At 42.0% G+C, this 23,140-nt stretch carries 21 protein-coding genes, 1 rRNA gene and 2 riboswitches; of the genes, 1 reads left to right on the forward strand and 21 read right to left on the reverse strand.

Annotation, left to right across the window (positions count from 1 at the left end; translation table 11 throughout):
• The 10 genes from AAEO50_RS15165 to AAEO50_RS15210 form a co-directional block, all read right to left on the reverse strand.
• Nucleotides 1-75, reverse strand: a 16S ribosomal RNA gene (locus AAEO50_RS15165); the annotation flags it as partial.
• 463 nt (nt 76-538) lie between these two features.
• Complete coding sequence (gene ptsG / locus AAEO50_RS15170; protein WP_341985136.1) at nt 539-2,617, reverse strand: glucose-specific PTS transporter subunit IIBC; 2,079 nt, start codon at nt 2,615-2,617, stop codon at nt 539-541.
• Nucleotides 2,618-2,923: 306 nt separating this feature from the next.
• Nucleotides 2,924-3,766 (reverse strand): glucose PTS transporter transcription antiterminator GlcT, encoded by an 843-nt coding sequence (gene glcT, locus AAEO50_RS15175; protein WP_341985137.1) that lies wholly within the window; start codon nt 3,764-3,766, stop codon nt 2,924-2,926.
• A gap of 188 nt (nt 3,767-3,954) precedes the next feature.
• Nucleotides 3,955-5,289 (reverse strand): NCS2 family permease, encoded by a 1,335-nt coding sequence (locus AAEO50_RS15180; protein WP_341985138.1) that lies wholly within the window; start codon nt 5,287-5,289, stop codon nt 3,955-3,957.
• Between the two features lie 117 nt (nt 5,290-5,406).
• A riboswitch (purine riboswitch) is annotated at nt 5,407-5,508 on the reverse strand.
• A gap of 140 nt (nt 5,509-5,648) precedes the next feature.
• Nucleotides 5,649-7,202 (reverse strand): glutamine-hydrolyzing GMP synthase, encoded by a 1,554-nt coding sequence (guaA, locus tag AAEO50_RS15185; RefSeq protein WP_341985139.1) that lies wholly within the window; start codon nt 7,200-7,202, stop codon nt 5,649-5,651.
• Between the two features lie 514 nt (nt 7,203-7,716).
• Nucleotides 7,717-7,818, reverse strand: a riboswitch (purine riboswitch).
• Between the two features lie 40 nt (nt 7,819-7,858).
• The gene (locus AAEO50_RS15190) at nt 7,859-10,060 is read right to left on the reverse strand and encodes a transglutaminase TgpA family protein (protein ID WP_341985140.1); all 2,202 of its coding nucleotides are present in this window, start codon (nt 10,058-10,060) and stop codon (nt 7,859-7,861) included.
• Nucleotides 10,057-11,274, reverse strand: coding sequence for a DUF58 domain-containing protein (locus AAEO50_RS15195; protein WP_341985141.1), 1,218 nt, complete (start codon nt 11,272-11,274; stop codon nt 10,057-10,059). The genes AAEO50_RS15190 and AAEO50_RS15195 overlap by 4 nt, the downstream gene beginning before the upstream one ends.
• 1 nt (nt 11,275) lies before the next feature.
• Complete coding sequence (locus AAEO50_RS15200) at nt 11,276-12,232, reverse strand: MoxR family ATPase (protein ID WP_341985142.1); 957 nt, start codon at nt 12,230-12,232, stop codon at nt 11,276-11,278.
• A 470-nt stretch (nt 12,233-12,702) separates the two neighbouring features.
• On the reverse strand, nt 12,703-13,530 hold the full coding sequence (nadE, locus tag AAEO50_RS15205) for an ammonia-dependent NAD(+) synthetase (RefSeq protein WP_341985143.1): 828 nt from the start codon (nt 13,528-13,530) through the stop codon (nt 12,703-12,705).
• Between the two features lie 72 nt (nt 13,531-13,602).
• On the reverse strand, nt 13,603-15,072 hold the full coding sequence (locus AAEO50_RS15210; protein WP_341985144.1) for a nicotinate phosphoribosyltransferase: 1,470 nt from the start codon (nt 15,070-15,072) through the stop codon (nt 13,603-13,605).
• 981 nt (nt 15,073-16,053) lie between these two features.
• On the opposite strand from AAEO50_RS15210, the gene AAEO50_RS15215 reads away from it, so the two are divergent.
• Nucleotides 16,054-16,392 (forward strand): hypothetical protein, encoded by a 339-nt coding sequence (locus AAEO50_RS15215; RefSeq protein WP_341985145.1) that lies wholly within the window; start codon nt 16,054-16,056, stop codon nt 16,390-16,392.
• A gap of 462 nt (nt 16,393-16,854) precedes the next feature.
• Here the strand turns inward: AAEO50_RS15215 and AAEO50_RS15220 are convergent, their stop codons facing one another.
• The 11 genes from AAEO50_RS15220 to AAEO50_RS15270 form a co-directional block, all read right to left on the reverse strand.
• Nucleotides 16,855-17,745 (reverse strand): sporulation protein, encoded by an 891-nt coding sequence (locus AAEO50_RS15220; RefSeq protein WP_341985146.1) that lies wholly within the window; start codon nt 17,743-17,745, stop codon nt 16,855-16,857.
• Between the two features lie 20 nt (nt 17,746-17,765).
• The gene (locus AAEO50_RS15225) at nt 17,766-18,380 is read right to left on the reverse strand and encodes a hypothetical protein (protein ID WP_341985147.1); all 615 of its coding nucleotides are present in this window, start codon (nt 18,378-18,380) and stop codon (nt 17,766-17,768) included.
• Nucleotides 18,377-18,955 (reverse strand): hypothetical protein, encoded by a 579-nt coding sequence (locus AAEO50_RS15230; RefSeq protein WP_341985148.1) that lies wholly within the window; start codon nt 18,953-18,955, stop codon nt 18,377-18,379. The genes AAEO50_RS15225 and AAEO50_RS15230 overlap by 4 nt, the downstream gene beginning before the upstream one ends.
• Before the next feature lie 59 nt (nt 18,956-19,014).
• The gene (locus AAEO50_RS15235; RefSeq protein WP_341985149.1) at nt 19,015-19,428 is read right to left on the reverse strand and encodes a hypothetical protein; all 414 of its coding nucleotides are present in this window, start codon (nt 19,426-19,428) and stop codon (nt 19,015-19,017) included.
• Between the two features lie 145 nt (nt 19,429-19,573).
• A complete protein-coding gene (locus AAEO50_RS15240) occupies nt 19,574-19,903 on the reverse strand; it encodes a hypothetical protein (RefSeq protein WP_341985150.1) in 330 nt (109 codons plus the stop codon).
• Between the two features lie 42 nt (nt 19,904-19,945).
• Nucleotides 19,946-20,206 carry a hypothetical protein gene (locus AAEO50_RS15245; protein ID WP_341985151.1) on the reverse strand — a complete coding sequence of 87 codons (261 nt, stop codon included), beginning with the start codon at nt 20,204-20,206 and terminating at the stop codon, nt 19,946-19,948.
• 79 nt (nt 20,207-20,285) lie between these two features.
• Nucleotides 20,286-20,492 carry a hypothetical protein gene (locus tag AAEO50_RS15250; protein ID WP_341985152.1) on the reverse strand — a complete coding sequence of 69 codons (207 nt, stop codon included), beginning with the start codon at nt 20,490-20,492 and terminating at the stop codon, nt 20,286-20,288.
• A gap of 20 nt (nt 20,493-20,512) precedes the next feature.
• Entirely contained in the window at nt 20,513-21,172 is a 660-nt protein-coding gene (locus AAEO50_RS15255) for a hypothetical protein (protein ID WP_341985153.1), read from the reverse strand.
• Complete coding sequence (locus tag AAEO50_RS15260) at nt 21,159-21,560, reverse strand: TadE/TadG family type IV pilus assembly protein (protein WP_341985154.1); 402 nt, start codon at nt 21,558-21,560, stop codon at nt 21,159-21,161. The genes AAEO50_RS15255 and AAEO50_RS15260 overlap by 14 nt, the downstream gene beginning before the upstream one ends.
• 14 nt (nt 21,561-21,574) lie before the next feature.
• Nucleotides 21,575-22,288, reverse strand: a complete 714-nt coding sequence (locus AAEO50_RS15265; protein WP_341985155.1) for a hypothetical protein — start codon at nt 22,286-22,288, stop codon at nt 21,575-21,577.
• 11 nt (nt 22,289-22,299) lie between these two features.
• A complete protein-coding gene (locus AAEO50_RS15270; RefSeq protein WP_341985156.1) occupies nt 22,300-23,136 on the reverse strand; it encodes a hypothetical protein in 837 nt (278 codons plus the stop codon).
• Between the last annotated feature and the right edge of the window lie 4 nt (nt 23,137-23,140).

Below are 23,140 nucleotides of genomic sequence, written 5' to 3' on the forward strand. Positions count from 1 at the left end.
TTTGATCCGCTCGACTTGCATGTATTAGGCACGCCGCCAGCGTTCGTCCTGAGCCAGGATCAAACTCTCCGATAAAAGTTTGAATAGCTCTTTTTTGTAACGATAATCGTTACGGTAAATCTAGAATTAACGTTGACGTATTGTCTTGTTTTGTTCAGTTTTCAAGGTTCAATTTGTTGCGCGCTCCGTTTGAAGCGACCTAACCATCATAACAAGAATGCGACGCTCTTGTCAACAACTTTTTTTAGAAGTTTTTCTATCAATTCAAGTTGTTTTGCGTCTCACTTGCGACGGTTTTTAAAGTATATCAACCATTTCGAGTTCCGTCAACAGTTTTCGCTAAATTAATTTAAACTTTTTAATAGAGTCTTTTCCCATCCACATTCCTCTACTTTTACGCACTTCTCCTAATAGTGTCGACCCTCAGAAGGCCAAGCCCTTCCATTGTACATTTCCACTCTTTTTACCTTCTTTCTTCTATATAAAACAAAACCCCGCACCGATACTTTACACTCGGTGCGGGGTCTCTCATCTTTAATTAGTCGATCTTGATAATATTTTCATCGTTTCGATTCACTTTACCTGTCTTTTCAACAGTCACTTGCTGACCTTCTTTAAGGTTTGTGAAAACGATAGGCGTCATAATAGAAGGTGCGTTCTCTTTGATGTAGTCTAAGTCTACTTCTAGTAATGGTTGACCTGCTTCTACTTGGTCTCCCTCTTTTACCAGTGCTTCAAAGCCTTTACCTTCCAGTTTGACTGTATCGATTCCGACGTGGATCAGTACTTCGCGGCCGCTCTTGGATTCAAGTCCTAAAGCGTGCTTGGTAGGGAATACATTCACGACTTTACCATCTACAGGAGAAACGATTGTTCCTTCTGTTGGTACGATTGCGAACCCGTCTCCCATCATTTTGCCGGAGAATACTTGATCCGGTACTTCCGTGATTTCTTTGATTTCACCCGTGATAGGCGCTACGAATTTTTCGTTCTTTTCTTCTTCTGTCGTTTGAAGAGCATCTGGATTCACTTCTTCAATCTGTTGTTCTACTTCTTCGTTTGCACTTGTTTGTGCTTTGCGTGGAGCTTTCCCGCGCATGATGTCTTGCATTTGCGATTTCAATGTATCAGATTTAGGACCAAAGATCGCTTGAATGCTGTTACCTACTTCAAGCACCCCTGAAGCACCTAATTTCTTAAGTCTTGGTTTATCTACGCCTTTCGCATCGTTTACCGATACACGAAGACGAGTGATACAAGCATCTAAATGAGCGATGTTTTCTTCTCCGCCCAAAGCTTCAAGAACATTGTATGGAAGTTCTCCAGCTGTACCTGCACCTGCTGTTTCTCCGTCTTCATCTTCCACTTCTTCTCGACCAGGAGTCATCAGGTTCCATTTGCGGATCGCAAAACGGAATCCGAAGTAGTAGATGACTGCAAATACCAGACCTACAGGGATGACAATCCATGCATTTGTCTGCGGGTTGATGAGACCAAATAAGATATAGTCAATCAGACCGCCTGAGAATGTCATACCAATTTTAACATCCAATAGATGCATCGTTAAGAATGACAGACCTGCAAAAATCGTATGGATACCGAATAGTACCGGCGCTACGAATAAGAATGAGAATTCAATCGGTTCTGTGATACCTGTTAAGAATGATGTTAAAGCTGCAGATCCCATGATACCTGCCACTACCGCTTTACGCTCAGGGCGCGCTTCATGGTAGATTGCAAGTGCCGCAGCCGGAAGACCGAACATCATGAACGGGAATTTACCAGTCATGAAGGTACCGGCAGTAAGATCTTGCACACCATCTTGGATTTGTTTCATGAAGATGGCCTGGTCACCACGAATGATGTTACCAGCTTCTGAAGTATACGTACCAAACTCAAACCAGAATGGTGAGTAGAAAATATGGTGAAGTCCGAATGGGATAAGAGCACGTTCGATAACACCAAAGATGAATGCCGCAAACGCTCTGTTTTCACCCAGCATGAAATTCGAGAATGCATTCAGACCGTTTTGAATCGGCGGCCAGATTAAAAGCATCAATAAACCTAGAACAACTGCAGACGCAGCAGTTGCGATCGGCACGAATCGTTTACCAGCGAAGAATCCTAAGTAAGAAGGAAGTTCGATTTGGAAGAAACGATTATACATATACGCTGCCAGTATACCGACGATGATACCGCCGAATACCCCGGTTTGCAGTGTAGGGATTCCAAGAACCAGCGCATAGGCAGGGTCTACCCCTTCACCCGTTACATCGCCAATTCCTAATCCTTCCACCGTACCCATTGTTACGTTCATAATCAAGAAACCAACAATGGCAGCGAGTCCAGCAACACCTTCACCGCCAGCGAGCCCGATGGCAACACCGACTGCGAAGAGGAGTGCCAAGTTCCCGAAGATAATTCCACCAGCTTGTTCCATTACGCTAGCGACCATTTCGACACCGCCGCTTGCAAGGAATGGAGCAATTTCTAATAAAGTAGGATTCTGCAGAGCATTACCAAACGCAAGCAGAAGTCCGGCAGCCGGCAAAATCGCAACAGGAAGCATTAACGCTTTACCGACTTTTTGTAAGACGCCAAAAGCCTTTTTAAACATATGAGTTTTCCTCCTTTTGATAATTGGTTTTTTATTCAGCAGATTAGATGATAGCAAACACGAAAAGAGCAGGCGACTTGTTCAGCCCCGACAAGCGTTTTTGGGCCGACCAGTGAAGTCGTTCTTTGACTTCATTGGGCGGTCCGAAACGCCTCGAGGGGCTAGGCGCCGGATCTGGCCATGAAAAAAGGCATGAGAAAAGAGGACATTGAACGTATAAGGATAGACTACCCCAATTCATACGTTTCAATTATCTTCTTTACTCATGCCTGATCGAATCAGTAACACGTAAGATAGATAAGTACATTATTTAACTTTGGTCTGTATACGCTGCAGATGCATGGTCAAATACACTGCTTCTGCATCATAAACAGGTTTGCGTAATGTTTGCTGCATCATCTTGATCAGCTTCCAAGATAAATTATAGCAGAGAGGGTATTCCTCTTTCAACAGTTTTGCGATTTTTTCTGGTTCCTCCACACGTTCTTCACGAAGGACACGCTCGATTGTATATCGTATGTGACGGACAAGCCTCATATAATCGACGCTTTCTTTGTTAATTGTCACGTCCAGCTGCTGTTCGATCATCGAAGTCAGTCTGGCAATCAGCTGAGAATGCTGATTCACTTCAGAAAGATCTTTATTCATCATTGCACTGTGAATATGAAGGGCAATGAACCCCACTTCCCCTTCAGGCAGGTTCACATCTGTCATATCATTGATCATCCCTACAACTTCACGGGCTATTTCATATTCAAATGGATAGAGAGTCCTTGTTTCTACTAAAAAGGGGTTTCGTATTTCCATCCCTCTCATCAGTCTGTTAATGGCAAAGAGAATATGGTCTGTCAGCGCAATGTGAATATGTTCATTCAAGAAGGAATTCGTCCGCTCACGAATCAATTCGATTGCAGAAATGATGACATTCGAAATATCTTCATTCAGGAGTGGCAGCAAGTTTTTATACTGTTCCTGCTCCTTTTCTCCTTTCAGGACGAACATTTTTTCTGCGATATCGTTCTGGATCGGGTCCCCGCTTTTCCGGTTAAAGCCTATCCCTTTTCCAATCAGAACGACTTCTCCATAGGCATCATGCTGCGCGATCAGGACATTATTATTCAATGTTTTCTTCACATTTAAAGTAGACATAAGTAATTCTCCCCATTAATTCGACCATTTCCGACATTATCCGATTACATGATTTTAACGAAAATGAACATTTATTTCAATTAAATATAATTCCCTTTAGTATTACATTCTCTTCCGCCCTCCCACATCCTCTTTTTCAAAAAGAAAAAACTGACCTCAAGGTGAGATCAGTTTTGAATAATCGATAATTAAGCAATGAATACAAAATACAGTACGAAGATGCCAAACAACGCATACATGATCGGATGAATTTCTTTTGCACGGCCCTTCATGATCATGGTGATCGGGTAAAATATAAATCCGATTGCGATACCTGTAGCAATACTGTAAGTCAACGGCATAGCAACGATCGTCAAGAATGCCGGAACGGCCACTTCGAACTTCTTCCAGTCGATTTCACCTAATGACGACACCATCAGCACACCGACGATGATAAGTGCCGGAGCCGTCACCGGTGCAGTAATGACCTCAAGCAGCGGGAAAAAGAATATGGACAGCAAGAATAGCACGCCCGTAACAACGGAAGCAAATCCGGTTCTCGCTCCAGCCGCAACCCCTGCAGACGATTCAATATAAGATGTAGTCGTTGAAGTACCAAGAATGGCCCCTACTACAGTCGCACAAGAATCAGCGAATAGCGCTTTGCCTGCACGCGGAAGCTTGTTATTTTTCATTAACCCTGCCTGATTTGCCACCGCTACAAGTGTACCTGCTGTGTCAAAGAAATCGACGAATAGGAAAGTAAGGACGACAACAAGCATCTGGATTGTAAAAATGCTGCCTGCATCACCAAACAACGGTTCAAGTGCTGCACCAAAGGTCGGCGCAAGGCTAGGTGCCGCGTCCACCACACCATTTGGAGTGTCAATAAGACCGACAATCATACCAACAATCGCAGTCGCGACCATCCCAATGAAAATGCCGCCTTTAACACCTCTTGTCATCAAAATCACCGTGATGACGATCCCGAAAATCGCGAGTAATGTATTTCCATGAGTCAAATCACCAAGCCCTACAAGTACTGCATCATTGTTCACAATGATGCCCGCATTCTGAAAGCCGATAAATGTAATAAACAGTCCGATACCCGCTCCAACTGCAAATTTTAATTCAGAAGGAATGGAATTAATAATCTTTTCTCGAACACCCGTCAAGGTTAATAGGATAAAAATCAATCCTGATATCAAAACACCAGTAAGGGCAGATTGCCATGAAACGCCCATTGTCAAAACAACCGTATAAGCGAAAAATGCATTAAGCCCCATTCCCGGCGCAAGTGCAATCGGATACTTCGCGAGAAGCCCCATAATCAGTGATCCGATTGCAGCAGCCAAAGCTGTCGCTACGAATACCGCACCCGAGTCCATTCTCATACTATCCGGAAGATCCGGCACTGATTGAAGCGTCAACGTCAACGGGTTGACAACCAGTATATAAGCCATTGAAAGGAAGGTTGTCAGTCCCCCGATAAATTCTCTTCTGTAGTTCGTCCCCAGTTGTTCAAACTGAAAGAAATTCTTCATTTCTGTAGTCCTCCCTTGTGCGTCGCAGATTCCAAATAAAAAAACTCTGAACTACCAAGAGTTCAGAGCTTTGACTGTAAGATAAAAAACAGATAGGACGACAATACTGATATGAAGTCCTTCCATCAATCACCTCGTAGTCAAGCCATTTACGGTAGCTTGGTAGAAACGCTCGGGCCCTATTCCCGAAATTATACGACGTAACAATAAAATATTTAGATTTATTATGACATGACTATTGTACCAACGATCGACAGAGTGGTCAATAGAAAAACCGAACATTTTATAAAATTAATTATAAAATGTTCGGTTTGAGTTCGGGACGTGTATCATTTACCCGGATCTATTTTACCGATCGCTTATTCCCATTCAATCGTAGCAGGCGGCTTACTCGTCACATCATACACCACGCGGTTAATATGATCGACTTCGTTTACGATTCGGGTTGAGATTTTCTCAAGAACATCCCAAGGGATGCGCGCCCAATCGGAAGTCATGCCGTCAATTGACGTAACGGCGCGGATCCCGATTGTATAGTCATATGTTCTGGCATCTCCCATGACGCCGACACTGCGGATATCAGGAAGGACGGTAAAGTACTGCCATATATCACGGTCAAGGCCGGCTTTCTTGATTTCTTCGCGAAGGATGTAGTCTGATTCGCGCACGATTTCAAGTTTCTCTTCTGAAATTTCCCCAAGGACACGGATACCAAGACCAGGACCCGGGAACGGCTGTCTCCAAACGATTTCATCCGGAATGCCAAGCTCAGAACCCAGGACACGTACTTCATCTTTAAATAACGTGTTTAAAGGTTCGATCAAGGTGAACTGCATATCTTCAGGCAGTCCGCCGACGTTATGGTGGGACTTGATCGTCTGTGCAGTCGCTGTCCCGCTCTCAATGATATCCGTGTACAGAGTACCTTGAGCAAGATAATCGATACCTTCCAGTTTCGTCGCTTCGTCATCAAACACATAAATAAATTCGTTGCCGATGATTTTACGCTTTTGTTCCGGATCGGATACACCTTTCAGCTTGTCGAGGAATCTGTCCTGCGCATCCACTTTGATTACGTTCATGTTAAAGCCATCAGCGAATGTTTTCATGACGCTGTCCGCTTCCCCTTTACGAAGAAGTCCATGGTCAACGAAGATACACGTTAACTGATCGCCTATCGCTTTATGAATAAGAACCGCTACGACAGAAGAATCCACACCGCCGCTAAGGGCACAAAGGACTTTTTTGTCTCCGACTGTCTGACGGATTTTCTCCATTTCCATATCGATGAAGCTTTCCATCGTCCAGTCACCTTCACAGCCGCACACTTCGAATACGAAGTTCTTAAGCATCTCATTACCATGAACAGAGTGGCGGACTTCCGGATGGAATTGCACGGCATAAAGACCTTTTTCTTCATTGCTCATCGATGCAATCGGACATGATGGATTCGTAGCATTCACATCAAAGCCTTCAGGCGCTTCCATAACAAGATCCCCGTGACTCATCCATACAACCTGTTCATCTTCCAGGCCGGAGAAGAGCTTCGACGTTTTCTCGATTTGTATAGCCGCTTTACCGTATTCGCGGTGTTTGGCACGTTCCACTTTACCGCCGAAATGCATCGTCATCAGTTGCATGCCATAGCAAATACCCAGGATCGGAATATCCAAGTCGAAGATGCGCTCATCACAACGGAATGAATTCTCTCCATATACGCTGTTCGGTCCGCCTGAGAAGATGATTCCAGTCGGGTTCATTTCCTGGATTTCTTCCAGCGTGATTGTATGAGGGTGAAGTTCACTGTACACCCCGAACTCACGGATTCTTCGTGTGATCAATTGATTATATTGACTTCCAAAGTCTAAAACGACGATCATTTCCTGATTATGCAATTCTTCTTTTCCTAGCATTCAGTTCACCTCATCCAGTTATTATCTCTCTTTTGTGTATGATTCCCTTACCATCCACAATTACATCCTTTTTGTTAGCATTCTTTTAAAAATTGTTCTGTTTACGATCGAGACCGTTCCTTTCCGCTGCAGGCACTTGCTTTCCGCGGGGAGGAAGTCGAGCCTCCTCGGCGTTCCGCCTGCGGGGTCTCGACCTTTCCTCTATATCCCGTCGGAGTCAAATGTCTTCCGCTCCAATCCACTCTTGGTTACTTTAAGAGAATGGAATTCTGGAAACAAACAGTTGTTTTAACCTGTCCCAGCTGTTGATTGGAGTGCAAGACGAAGACTCCTGCGGGAGAAGTGGCCAATGTGAGACCCCGGAGGCGATAGCCGAGGAGGCTCACAGGTCACCCGCGGAAAGCGAAGTCTTGCACGGAAATCAACAGCGGCAATTAATGGCCAAAAAAGCAAAAAAACTAGACTCCGCCTGTGAAAAAGGCAGGATTCTAGTTTTTTGGCATGCAGAGATGTCTAAATAGAACACTGCCTTCATAGTCCAGTCATTTACGGTGACCGGGTAGAAACTTTCGAACCATATTATCGAGGATATACGAAGGATGCTAACGAACTCTATTATTAATTTGACATCATTTTAAACCTTGTTGATGAAGCGGTCAACCTGTTGTCCTTTTAATTAAATTTTCCCATAATTCTCTCATCTTCACCCAATCCTCCCGATCAGGCTTGTGACCGTACAATGTTCGTTCATAACGGTTGGTCAAACTCGTCATTTCATAGGTTCCAAAGAAGGAATCGATATAACGGGAAAAACTTCTGAGGGTCTGTCCGTCTTCCATTTTCAACCCATATCTTCCTAATTGTTTCACCAATGAAATATATGCTTCAGAATAAACATCGTCAGACTTTCTTCTTCTGTAATAGATAATCAGGAAGTAAGGGAGCCAGCGTCTTCTCAAAATATAGGCCATCACCGCTGCAAAAACCAGAAGCAAGAAACCGACCATGAGTTTACCCCAGTTCTCTGCAAAGAACGTTTTTATATTGTCCCAAAGGTCTTTAAAAGAAAAACCAGTGCTTGCCGCACCCTCTTCTTGAGGCTCCAACGGCTTTTTAGGCGTTTCTTCCTTTTCTGGTACCGGCGCCTGATCTTCATCGGAATCTTCAAGGTCTAGATCATACTCATATGCAATGTTATTGCTGAACCCGACAGTCGGTTCAAACGGAACCCATCCCACTTCCGGGAAAAATACCTCTACCCAGGAATGGGCGTTATTATTAGACACTTCATAGAGCCTGTACTCCGAATCAAGTTGACGGCTGTACTCCCCTTCTGTATACCCTTTTACCCAGCGGGCAGGAATACCAAGGGATCTGACCATGACGACCATCGAAGTCGAGAAGTTGTCACAATATCCCCGTTGAGTCTCAAACAGGAACTGATCCACGTAGTCCTGTCCCTCTTCTGGAACAGGGACATCAAATTGATCATATACGTACGCTTCTTTCTCAAAATACCCTTCAATGGCACGGACTTTATCATACCAATCTTCTTCGTCTAGAGTAATTTCAGCAGCTAAATCTTTTACCCGCTGCGGAGTGGAAGGAGGTATTTGGGTGTATCTGTCCACAAACTCAGGAACCTGCATGGCTTCCTGATCTGCATTCGCCGCCCTCATTCCTTTTTGTGAATAAGAGGGTGAACGATAGGTGACGGCATACTCTTCTAATTTAACAGCGTCTCCTTCTCCATCAAGACTTCTGATCTTCTCGTTGACGGGCATAAATTCAAAGGAACCTTCTTCATTACCTGTCACCTTTTCAATCCCGTAAGGATACACCACATGAGAATACGCTTCTTCTATCATGACTTTTTCAGTTTGAAGGTCGCGGTCTTCGTTTTTAGGGGTGAGTGTATACGGAAGCTCTTCATCCGACCGGAAAGGCATTCCGGAATCCTCGTCCATTGATTGCTCCCACCCTTTTCCGGTATACAAATCTTTGGTTTCGATTCTCCAGTAATGTTCCTTGGTCACCTCAGCTGTGAAGACCACGGTCGGATCACCGATGAACGGACCTCCAAGCTTCGAGTCGTCAGAATCATACCCAAGCTTACTCACGCCCTGCAGCCCGCCTGAGCCTTCTGCAAAGGATTGAATATATGGAACAGGGTCCGGCCAGATCGGGTCGGCTTTCGGTGCGGCAAAAGCCACAATCGAGCTGACTCCGAGCATCACCGTAAGCGGCACAATCCACCGGTGCCTGCTCATGTTCGACCCAAGCATTTTTTCACTCTGAATCAACCTCTCAAGAGCGAGCAGTCCCATGAGCAGGAAGCCAAACACAACGACACGGATGATCGCTTTGTCGCCTTCATACACCGTAAACGTATCCATGACACTGATATACGTTACTGTCATCACATAGAAAAGCAGGATCGCCTTCCTGATCGACAGCCAGTAATAAATCAGATACGTCATAAGCCATAACAAGATGAAGAACAATAAACTTCGAAAGACAAAGGATAAATTCGACCAATCCCTGCCCAGCGTTAAACCTGCGTTATGCCATAGATCTTTAAGGAATACTCCCAGCCATGTGAGATCGAACAAGCTTCCTTCAAAATAGAGGGCATGCAAAGAAATCATGATAAAGATGGCTTTCACTGTTCCTGACAGCAAATAATGGACCCTAAAATAAGATAATGCGAGCGCAAGTGCACTAAACATGATAAAGAATGTCAAATCCCCTGTATCGGTTACGACCTTCAATGGTTTCAACCATTCCCATAGGAGCAGGAATCCGAACAGATAGATCAAGATAGAATAAAATTCATTGGTTGATGCTCTTCCCCTCATGCGCGCTTCACCTCCGAAAAGGCAGATGAGAATTCCCCGTCGTAACATACCTTCAGCCAGATACCGCGTGAGGATGCATATGCTTTCAATGCTTTTTCCTCTGAAGTGTAAGATTCCCCTTTCGCCTTGACCAGGAAAATAACCACTGAACTGTTTCGCTTGGAATAATTATTGACACTCATGATCATTTTTTTCGAAACGGAAGCCGTAACAAAAAAGACCGCTGCAGATTGAGAGTAGTTCAATCCTTCGCCCTGCAGGATTTTTCCCAGCGCAAACTGGCTGTCAGGCTGTACTTTTGCCAAGTGATGGTAGAGCTGCCCTTGATGCTCCTCTCCTCCTCTGATCGCAAATGAGTGATGCTCTTTCCCTATTGAAATCAACCCGACCTGCGCCCCTTTTTTAATAATGGAACGTATGACGGAAGCGGTGAAGGTGACCATCGGCTCAAAAGCGGCAGAATACTCACGGTCGAGAACGATGAGTACATCGTGGGACTGCCGTTCTTCAAATTCCTTTGTCATCAATTCATTGGTCCGGGCAAAGGACTTCCAATGGATCCAGGAAAAGCGGTCTCCCGGCTGATACGAACGGACACCCGTTGCCATCGTTGTATCCTTTTGTATTTTCACATTGGATGAAGTCATCCCTTGGTCGTAACGATTCTCGAGCGGTCTGTATTGAACCTCGACGAAAGAAGGATAGACCAGCAGCTGGTCCTTGCAATCAATGACAGTGTCTTTCTCAAATACCCCGAAGAAGTCTCCCGTTTTAAGACGGACCGCAGAGTAGATATGCTCGCCTCGCGGAAGCTCGTCTATGTAATAGGACAGCTTCATTTCCCTTCTGAACCCTGGATAGATCATTGATTTTGCTTTTTGAAAGGAAGACTGCTGGAAAAGTGACTCTGTTACGACATCTTCGAGCACCATATAAAACAGCGGAAAAGGAACCTTCCTTCTCAGCGTCAAAGTCACCTTAAGCTCATCCCCCGCTTTGTATTCAGCAGATTCAAACGTCCTATCCACATAAAAATCGGAAAGCGGATAAATGAATACGAGCAGCGAATACAACGCAAAGGGAAGAAAGCTGTAAAACAAAAACCAGCTGACAAATCCACCCTGAAACATGGCATATATAAAGGTGATGGCGATTAAAAGAAGAAGAAGCAAAAACTTGCCTATTTGCTTGAAAAACTGAAGTTTGGTATTCATGCTATCTCACAAGCCTTTGAACCGGAACAGGAATACGTGCCATCACTCTCTCGACTACTTCCTCCGGCGTAATCCCCTCATAACGTGCTTCCGATTTCATGATGATTCGATGTGCAAACACATAAGGCGCAAGGAATTGCACGTCATCAGGTACCACATAATCTCTTCCTCTTAAAAACGCATACGCCTGACACGCCTTCATCAATGCAATCGACCCGCGGGGACTTGCTCCAAGATACACATTCGCATGGATCCTCGTACGGCCCGCTATATCCACGATGTATTTTTTTATGGTGTCATCCACCAATACTTCTTTCACTTCTTCCTGAAGATAACGCAGCTCTTCGAGGGTCATGACCGCCTCCAATTCATCGATGGGAGGATTCTTCTGCGCACGGTGCAGCACTTCCATCTCTTCCGCAGGCTCCGGATATCCCATTTTCATTTTTAAAAGAAAACGGTCAAGCTGGGCTTCAGGCAATGGATACGTCCCTTCATACTCAATCGGGTTCTGTGTAGCCATAACGAAGAACGGCTTATCAAGCCTGCGCGTATTTCCGTCGATGGTCACACTCCCTTCTTCCATCCCTTCAAGCAGCGCTGATTGCGTTTTAGGAGACGTACGGTTGATTTCATCCGCTAAAATGATATTCCCCATGAGCGGGCCCGGCCTGAAATTGAATTCCATCTCTTTCGGATTATAGATCGACACCCCGATCACATCCGACGGCAGAAGATCCGGCGTAAACTGGATTCGCTTAAAGCTTGCCCCGACAGATTTCGCAAGCGCCCTTACCATCATCGTTTTCCCGACGCCGGGAACATCTTCAAGCAGCACATGACCGCCGGCCAGTAAAGACACCACGCTCAGTTCCGCTACCTTTCTCTTTCCAATCATAACCTTCTCTATATTTTCAACGACATTTTGCAGCTTCGGATTTACATCCTCAAGTGACATATGACCCCTCCTGTATCCCTTTTAAGTTGATTGATTTTCTCTCTTTAACTATTAATACTTTCGTTTCAAATTTCAAAAATCCTCCATTTCGGGGTAAAATAAAAAGAAATTTTAGGAAATTTGTCATATTACCTGTTATTCAGCGTTGATTTGAGTTAAATTACTTGCAAGGAGTATGCTTTTTGTGGAGTTTCATTTTGAATGGTCATTTTAACTGGCTGTCCTTGCCCCCGGGAGGTTCTTGATTGAAGAAATCTTCGAGTTTTGTGCGGTAATCTTTGAGTTTCACCTGATAATCTTCGAGTTTTACCCAATAATCTTCGAGTTTCCATCGATAATCTTTTAATTTTCATTAAAAATCTTTCATTTTTGTTTTAACGTGCGACTGCGCCACACCCTCACTTCACCTTCATGAATGCACAATAAAAAAGCCAACTCTCATTCATATGAGAACCGGCTTTTCTTTAGGCTTATTTCCAGAAGTCATCAAACACTGTAACTGCAAGATGACGCTTATGCTGTGATTTCAGGTAGTGTTTCCCGATCGTTTCCCTTGCTTCCTGCGGGACTTCTTTTCCTTCGAGGAAATCATCGATCTGGTCGTAAGTCACACCCAGCGCTTTCTCGTCCGGAATCAGCGGCTTATCATCTTCCAAATCTGCTGTAGGGATTTTATTGTATAGATGCTCGGGACAGCCAAGCTCTTTCAGCAGTGATTTCCCCTGGCGTTTATTAAGGCGGAAGAGAGGCACAAGGTCGGCCGCTCCATCACCGTACTTCGTATAGAAGCCGGTGACCGCTTCTGCTGAATGATCTGTTCCAAGCACGACACCATTTTTCATCGCGGCAATCGCGAATTGTACCTTCATCCGCTCACGCGCTTTCTCATTCCCTTTAACAAAATCAGACATCTCGATGCCTTCTTTTTTCAAAGAGGAGAAGCTGGCATCCACTGCAGGTTTGACATTGACGGTCATGGATACAGACGGACCTATGAACTCCACTGCATCGATAGCGTCCTGAGCATCCCCTTGTTCACCATAAGGAAGACGGACTCCGTAAAATTCATATTCAGGCGAGCCTGCTTCTTCGTTTAATTCATCGACCGCCATCTGAGCAAGTTTCCCTAGAAGAGTAGAGTCCTGCCCTCCGGAAATACCAAGCACCATACTTTTTAAAAATGAGTGCTTCTTTAAGTATTCTTTCATGAAATCTATACTGCGGCGTATCTCTTTCTTAGGGTCAATATCGGGGGTTACCATCATTTCTTCTACAATCTGTTTCTGAAGAGAATCCATACTTTCACACTCCATGTTAGGTTTTATTACATCATAGTATACCTGTTTATCTTACCCAATCACAAATCTTAACTACCTGCCGGAATGAAACCTTTCCTTCACTTCGGCTTTCACCTGCTGGATGAGGTTCATCTTGTTCGTCCAGCACTCATCACTAAGATCCACCGGGTATTCCTCCGGGTTCATCGAACGCTTGTATTCATCCCAAAGCAAATCAAGGTTCTCGTTGACAAACTCCCTCATATCCTGAAGGGGCGGTGTTTCATATACCAGTTCCCCATTTCTGAATACATCGACATGAAGCTCTCTCGCCTCAAAGTTCGTCACAAACTTACTGATATACGTGTGAACGGGATGGAACATCTTTAAACGGTCCTCGTTTTGGGGATCTTCATGCTCAAGAGTAATATAATCCCCCTCTGATTTATGATTAACCTTATTGACGATGCGATAAACCTTTTTCAAACCGGGAGTAGAAACTTTTTCCGCATTACTGGATATCTTGATGGAGTCCTCCATCTCGCCTTGTTCGTTTTCAATCGAAGCGAGCTTGTACACCGCACCGAGCGCAGGCTGTTCGTACGCCGTGATCAGCTTTGTACCTACGCCCCATACATCAATTTGGGCTCCCTGTGCCTTCAAGTTTAGGATGGTGTATTCATCCAAGTCGTTGGAGGCAATGATCTTTGTTTCGGTAAAACCAGCTTCATCAAGCATTTTACGGGCTTTCTTGGATAAGTAAGCCATGTCACCGCTGTCGAGGCGGATGCCTTTAAAGTTGATCTTATCCCCAAGCTCTTTCGCCACCTTGATCGCAGCAGGCACACCGGACTTCAACGTGTCATACGTATCCACGAGGAACACGCAATCCTTATGGCTCTCCGCATACTTATGGAAGGCAGTGTAATCATCCTGATACGCTTGGACTAATGAGTGTGCGTGTGTACCTGAAACAGGCATTCCGAAAATTTTCCCTGCACGCACGTTGCTGGTGGCATCGAATCCGCCGATGAAAGCTGCCCGTGTTCCCCAAACCGCTGCATCCAGCTCATGCGCACGGCGGGTACCGAATTCCATCACCACTTCATCATGGACCACCTGCTTGATCCGGTTCGCTTTTGTCGCGATCAATGTTTGATAGTTAACGATATTCAGAATTGCCGTCTCTAGAAGCTGTGCCTGGGCAAGTGGCGCTTCGATCCTCAAGAGAGGCTCATTCGCAAAAGCAAGCTCCCCTTCCCGCATCGACCGGATTGTCCCGGTGAAGCTGAGATCACTTAAATAATTGAGGAACTCTTCCTCATATCCAAGCTCACTTAAATACTCGATATCACTCTTACTGAAATGAAAATTCTTCACAAATTCAATCACACGTTCCAACCCGGCAAATACCGCATATCCATTCCCAAAAGGCAGCTTTCGAAAGAACACCTCAAAAACCGCCTTTCGATTATGGAAGTCATCATCCCAATAAGCCTTCGTCATATTGATCTGATACAAATCTGTATGTAAAGCTAAGCTATCATCTGTAAAATGTGTCATGATTTCTCTCCTTCTACATTCCAACCGTTAGTCAATAAAACCATTGTTTCTATTCTACCCAATTATAGCGGTTTTTCCGAATGTTTTGGTTGGGGAAGGATTTCGAAAGTGTAATACTTCTTTTAACTTGCATGGGTCTACTGAACACCGCAGTTGATTTCCGTGCAAGACTTCGCTTTCCGCGGGTGACCCGTGAGCCTCCTCGGCAAGCCTGGTGGGGTCTCACATTGGCCACTTCTCCCTCACGAGTCTTCGTCTCGCACTCCAATCAACTGCTGGAACGAGTTAAAACAAAAAATCTTGAAGGCATTCTTCAAAAATTTAAACAAACGTTTGATTAAAAATACGAGTAGTAGAAACCGTAACTCTTGCTGTTTTTTGCTAACGGTCATTGAAAGAAGGTTTGATGTTAAATATTAGAGAAATCACCCCATAATTTTGAACTGTTTCTTCGAATCTTTTTTATAGACATTTATCCCGATAGTTCTTATTCTATTGAATTTGGTTGCATTTTCCATTTAATAGAACTTGTTGTCCAGCTTTATAAAGTTATAATTTTATATAGAAGTAATTGTATGGTTTTTCATACTTTTACAATAAAACGAAAAAATCTTTGCTGTTTAGGAGGTTGAAATGAGAGAAATCACGCCTGGATCTATACTATCATCTACTCAGTACGGTTACTTAAAAGTCCCCAAAAAGGTCCGGACACAGTGCCCGAATTGCCGGAAACAAGGAGAATTTGCATTAAAAGCTAACTTTTATCAGATAAAAACCGGGGTCTTCTCAGATGGAATTTGTTCTGCGTGCAAAAAACCCTCTACTTTTATTTTAATGATCAAGGAAAATTCAACGAACCAGACGAAAGAAGTCACCGTCCACGTCTACGATCCACATGTAACAAATGGTCCTCTCGATAAAATACAAGATAACAAGCGAATTTCGCAGGATCTTGTGAGGTCTTATCGATCCGCTCTAAATGTGAACCAGTCCAATGATCACTCAGCTACAGCGGTCATGACAAAGCGGGTTCTTGAAAGTTTAGTGAAAAACCTGAACGCGGAAAAAGCTAAAAGCCAGACTTTAGCAGAGCAATTTGAGCAGCTGCCAAAGAATGTTGATTTATCATCACCCATTCAAACATTAAGCCAACTCACCCGCCCGGAAAGCCCATTTTTCCAGATGCTTGAGCTGGAAAAGGAGATTGATGATAAAACAGCAGAACTGCTGATAGAATTGTTGGAGGCTTTGATAGACTATTTGTATGTAGTTCCTGAAAAAATCGAAACGATAAAGCAAAAGATTGAAAAAAATTATTGATAGTTGATTAGCTTTGGAGAAAATTAAAGTGTGGGCTCTTAATACCGCTATTGATTTCCGTGCAAGACTTCGCTTTCCGCGGGTGACCCGCGAGCCTCCTCGGCAAGCCTGCGGGCCGAAAAGCGGAGGGCTTTGCTCAGAGGCGGGCGGCATAAGGCGAACCGGACACGAAGGCGTTCTTTGCCTTCTTGGTCGGTTTGACTTATGACATGTGCCTCTAAGCCCCAGAGCTGGACACGTCTCACATTGGCCACTTCTCCCGCAGGAGTCTTCGTCTTGCACTCCAATCAACCGCTGGAATGAGCGCATACTTTAGAAAAAAAGAATCCGAACTATTTTGAATCCTAGAATTCAACATAATAGTTCGGAGTTTTCTTCGACTAAAAACAGTTTTGTCCCAACCTCTTTCGAAGTTTTGCAGTTCACTTACAAAGGCTTCAATCTTTTTAAACAAACGTTTGATTAAACTCTTAATTCTTTCGGTATTTCTGTATTTTCCATGAGTGCCATCAGCTTATTTTTGATGTTCTCTGGATCCTGAAGTTCTTCTTTAGTGAAAGACAGCCTATGGATTCTTTCATCCCGGTCGCTTTCACTTATGGCAGCACGCTTGAAGTATCCCCCAATTTCTTTCGGAATGATAAATTGAAGCTCCACATACAGATCCAAGCTATCTTCTTTTATATCGTAAATAAATTCAATTTCACGGTATTTGTCCCGGTATTCTTCTGGAGGAAAATATTCGATCTCATGAGCTACCGGCACTTTCCTGCTTGAAAGCATCGGGTAAAGTGGATGATTCAACACCTTTTGATCAATGACCCACTTAGGCTGGAATTGCGGGTAATGAATGACTTCTTCTCTATTTGTTTTAAGAAAACCCAACTCTTCCGTCACGATTTTATTCACATACGGAAGAAGCGGATGTTCATTTACCTCGATGAAATCCATGTCTCTCGGATCCAGCTTATAAGGAAGATCGATGTCCGTCTGAATCCAGCATTTTCTGTTCACGGCACTCTTCGGTGTAAAATAAGGGACTTTCAATTCAAATGGCAACGCCAACTCATTGAGCTCTTTCTGCTCCTCTGACAGTCTCATTTCGGCAGTGATCAAGGAAAGATTGGCCACCGTATCATCCGAAAAGAGGAACTGCTGCATAAGAGAAACACTTACCTTCTCTATCTCTTTAAACCCTTTCTTGCTCGACAGCTGAACTTCACCGATAAGTGTATCACCAGGCGTAACTTGCTCTTCAGTAAGCACAGTGTCCACCTTGACGTGTCCGATTGTCCTGGTGATCAGCTTTTTGAATTTGGCGTTGCGCATGGCTTTTTTGTGTTTGTTGAACATTGGGGAATCTCTCCTTCTAATCAATTAGTAGATTCATATATTTTGATCTCTTCTGGTCTTTTAAGAAAGGCCGGAAGTGTCACAAGTAGGATAATAGACAGCACATAGAGCACCATTCCATACCCTATATTGATATTCAGTTCATTAACTGTAATAATGGTAACGATTATTGGAACCAACAGCAAAAAGCTAAATACAACTATGTGGTAGCCAATGCTAAACTTGCTTTCATAAATTTTTGAAAAAGCCTGAAATAGACCTTCCCTGAAAAAATGCAATATGATAAAGCCGACAATCCAACAAGACGCAAAATAAATCCAGGCACTATTACCCTCCTGCCAGAAATATTTAATGATTGGCTGAGCAGATAAGTGGGACAAACAGAAGATCAGGCAGTAACTCTGAATGGAAAAATACCTTACTTTAAGTTCTACTGCCTTCCAAGATACAACAATGACCATCATTAATAAGAAAGAGATAACCGCATTTACTTTAAACTGAGGTGCAGACCATTCAGGTAAAGCACTGAATAGAAAAGTAACAATCACAATGGAAAGAGCCACATGAAGTATCCGGCTTTCTTTAAAGGATAGGTCGTTTTTCTCTAACAAGCGCGATTCGTCATTCTGAATCATTTCTCCAGCTCCTCTACCCGACTTGGCTTAATCCACATTATTGGGGCTATAAACAGGAATAACAGAGCAAAAATGAAAAAGAAAGACGAAAGGGCAATTGCATTAGGATTCTCGGAGAAGTTTATGGTAGAAAAGAAAATTACTCCAAACCCGAAGATCAAGCTGAAAACGGTATAAAAGTACTTTCCAACGGGATTTTTAGAAGGATTTACAAACCCTGTTGCTATCGATTCCCTATTAAGAAAGGGCAAAACAATCATAATGATAATCAATACCATTCCAAGCCAAGAGATAAGTTGACCAGCGAACACCCTGAAAAATGGAATGACAAAGTAGATGGCCAAAGTAATAATCATTACATACGACAATAAAGAAAAATATCGTTTACTCTCATGTTTGGTCTTTAACCAAAAAACAAAAAATAGTAAGCAGCATAATCCAGCTATGCCCATATTCATCGCTAGAAGGGACCAGTTCTCGTCTGGTATAAAGCTGAATAGAAAGCCCATTAAAACCAGCAGGAACGTTGTTTGGATAATTCTGCTTTCTTTGAAGGGGACTGGTTTGTTTGTCATACAATCACTTCCTAATACGCAAATAAAATTTATACTAGTAAAGTTTTATATATTAAGAATTAAGAAGATATGGATTCGTTTGTACTAGCCATGTCTTTTTTGTTATTCAGGCGATGGTAAACAAATGCTGCATGCACACCACGAGAGTATACAGTAATGAATAAAGCCATCATAATTAACCTACCTGTCCAGAAGCCCACTGTTGTATTTTCTAATGAAAATAGCATAAGAATCTGTGCTAATAAATACATAAGGAGAAGACCGACCGCTGCTGTCCTGCTTTTCTTAGCAAACAGCCAAATGACTAATATGAGCCCGATTGCCAAATCAATAAAGCTCCAAATATTCAATCCAGGAATTATCGACTGCCCAACCCCTATGGTAATAACAACAATCAATAGCTGTATTCCCAGACTAATTGAAGCAATGATCCCCATTAAGTTTACTCGTTTCTTTGCATCTAATGAGTTCACCTAAATCACTCCTTATTAATTTCAATTTACACCACTTATGGGTATTTTGAATCTTAAACATTACTTAAAATGGAAGTTTTGTTCTATAGAAAAAGCTTGAAAATAGTATCAAGCTTTTATTTCTATGAGAATACTGGGATTTAAACTATTGCAGCGACAACTCTTCCCCATCAATCGTTTCAATCTTAAATGTCTTACCATCTAATATTCCTTTTTCAACGAGAAGATATTGTCTTGGGAATTTCCCTTCAGGATCTGTTTCTCCATAATAGAAATTAACCTTAATCGTAATCTCATTCTCATTGAGCATAAGGCTATCAGTCTTATAAGACTTTCCTTTCATTTCTTCATCCGAAATCTGCCACAAGAGCATGTCGTATTTATCCCAATCATACTGCTCGTCATCGAACATTTCTGGATGATCTTCCTTTGTATAAATCCAAATTCCTGGTTTTGGCTGACGGTCTGGTGCCATATAATCGTGGAAGAAGCTAATCCGAGTAAAGCGAAGTTGTTCCTATGGAGTCGTTTGATTAGGTTCAACACCAGTACTCTCATTTTTTTCTTCTTTTTCTTGATTATCTTCTTCCTTCTCTTCAACTATTTTTTCCTCATCATCTTTTTTGCTCTCTTCAGATTCCTTTTTTACTTCTTCGGTTTTCTTTTTTTGATCTTTTTCACTTTTGGATTCAGAACTTGCTTCTTCTGAACTGCATGCTGCAAGTAATCCAACCACGAATACGAGGAGCAGCGTAAATAATTTGTTTTTAGTATTCATAATAAATCTCCTTGTCTTCTATAATTATTCCTTAAAATGGAAGTATCATCTTGTGAAAAAGAGCTTGAACATATATTTTTCAAGCTCCCGTATTTTCCCTCATTTGTATCTGGTGAATATGATTCTTTCTCATATATGGCATTGCTATTCCCACTACTACTGCCGTCAGAGGGAGTCCGCCATCTCCAGCCAGCCATTCTATTACTGATACCGGTACATAAATTGCATAGAAAAAAATCATCAGGAATAAGTAAAATCTTCTCCAGCGTTTTTCTTTTTTGGACATTCTGCAACCCCCTTAAAATATTAGTAAGATGAAATCATTCGATTTTCAAAATCTAGTTCATCAATAAATGGAATTCTAGGACCTTTTGAAACCTGTTTTATATTTTTTGTAAAACTACCAATAAAATTGTCAGCTTCAACTGAGTTGAATTCCCCGGTCCCTTCTATTACAACCCGTTGATCACTATCAAAAAGTTTAACTTTATAGTTAGTAGAACTAACATTATTAGAATAAAGTTTATTTGAGACTCTACTAGGAATTTCATCTACAGCGTTGTTGACTTCATTCTTCACGGCATCTCTTAACTTGTCGTTACCTGGAATCTCCTCTCTGAGTATCTCATTTACCGAAAGCCTTAATGCTTTGTTTTCAGAAATATCCCTTGTCCACATATATTCTTCTTTTCGGTCTTTAATTTTCTTCTCAATGGATTTCCCTTCAATCATTCCTTCTCCAATACCTATTAACGTCTCATCGTATTTCTTTACCCCCAGCAGAGTATAGTCATATATGATATCCGTTGCGGTTAAAGCAGCTTGTTGAGAGGCGGTCGATGTTTGTTGTTTTACCGCAAAGGCCCCCATGATATTAACCGAAAAAACAATGACCAACCCAGTTAATAGGAGCAGCCAAATCATCAATATACTGATATGTCCTCTATCATTCTTAATTAAATTCACTGTCGATCACCCTACTGCTGGCAGACTGGTTAAATGTAATGGAAGAAATATTTTTCCACTTATCAGGTATAAACATTAAGTCAATAGACACATTTGCTCTAACTTCAAAATCCCCATCACTGCCTTGAGAAGGAATGGTTAAACTATTTAGGGTTAAATATGAGCTATTCCCAACAATTTTCTGCGCTGCTTCTCTACTTTCAATAAGTGTATCTCCTTCTGCGTACACCTTGGCCGCTTCATTAACTGCAGACTGTGATGTGATTAAGGCATATCCTAAAACAAAGCCCTGAAAGACCAGCATCATAAACAGGAAGAAAAAAGGTAAGACTCCTATAAACTCAAGACTGATAGAGCCCTTATTATCTTTTAAAAGTCCTTTAAGCATGATTTCATCTCCTGTTATACAGGTACTTCACGACTTTGTAATTTTCCTGAATAAAAATCAGCCATGTCGTACCATTTTTTTATATTTGCTGAAATGATAATGATTAGCAGTGGGAATAACAATAGATTAATAAGCATGTTGCAAATGACAAAAGCCAATGTGTTTTGTGTAATAAAAGAAATTCCTATATTTACTGCGTAACCCAGGAGCATTTCAATAAGAGAGATTGATACAAGTAACATCAATAATTTAAAGAAATGCTTCTTAGCTAATAAGAAGGCAGTTCTCCATACTTTCCTTATCGGCTGATCCTTTAAAACAGTGATATAAGGTAAAGGAAATAAAAACACCATGATTAAGATACCTGGTATCACGAAAGCCAGAAGTCCTAAAATGCTTAAAACTGTATAAAGGATCGCAAATAAAAATACAGAAAACCCAAATTTCAAAAAGACGCCAAAGGATTTTTTCAGCTTATTTTCTTCATCTTCCATTTCACTAAACGTAAAAGCTATGAAAGGAATTTGACAAATCATGAATAACAGTAATAGAAACAATATATTGGTCATGTCTCCAAAGAAAGGGTTATCGTAGATCGCTGCGATATAATAACTTACACTTGTGACATAGTTATGGAAGAGTAAGGCAGGTAACAGCACTATAATAGAAATCAGTAGAACTGATTCAATATTTTTAAAATAGATTCTGAGTGGTAATTTGAACTCCATAGTTCATCCCCTTAGTTTCTAATATCTGGAGCAAGGTTTGTCTCAAACCTTTGATATCCTTCTTTAATCTTCAGTTGTCTAAAAGCTTCAAGGTCTTCTGGAGAGTAGGACAAATTACTAATATCCCCTACCTCCTTGTGAATAACGCCTTCTAAAAAGTTAACAAACGATTTTCTTCTTTTTTCCGTATGCATATTTTCCAATGTTTTATTTAATTTCTTTCCCTTTTCACTCCTGTCCACATGTTGCTGGATTAAAGGGATATCATTGAAATTTAGTAGCTGCATACGCTGCTCTTTATATAAAAGCACATGCCATTCAATAAAGATTTCATGTAGCCTATCAAATGTCTCCGCATTTAATACTTTTTTTACTTCTTGAGACTCCAAAATCGCGAATATTTCTTTAAACATTTGTTCAAATTTCGGTTGGTTATCCTGCATAGTGTGACACAAGCTAATTAACAAGGTTAATTCTTTATAGAGTGGATGTTCTAAAGGAATCACCTCACCAAAATATTCTTTAACCTGTTTCTCAACCGTATTCATTGTTTTAATTGGCCGCTTGACAATATCTTTCATCCCATCTTTAGCCTGACCAGCAAAACGCATAATATTATTATAGGAACTTACTTTAAAAACAACTTTTTTTGCAATGCTTCTTTCAGGCATATAACCATCATTTCTAATTGCTACTGCTCCTTGAGGGATACCAAATAAATTTAAGAATAGAACATAGTAATATAATTCTCCATTTATTTCTGCAATATGACGAGAAACTTCTATACGTTCATTCCATTTTTTCTTTTCTTTTATTGCATTTTTTGACTTTTTGTTTAATTTACTCATTGAT

It is taken from the genome of Rossellomorea oryzaecorticis (genome assembly GCF_038405515.1).
Lineage (GTDB): Bacteria > Bacillota > Bacilli > Bacillales > Bacillaceae_B > Rossellomorea > Rossellomorea oryzaecorticis_A.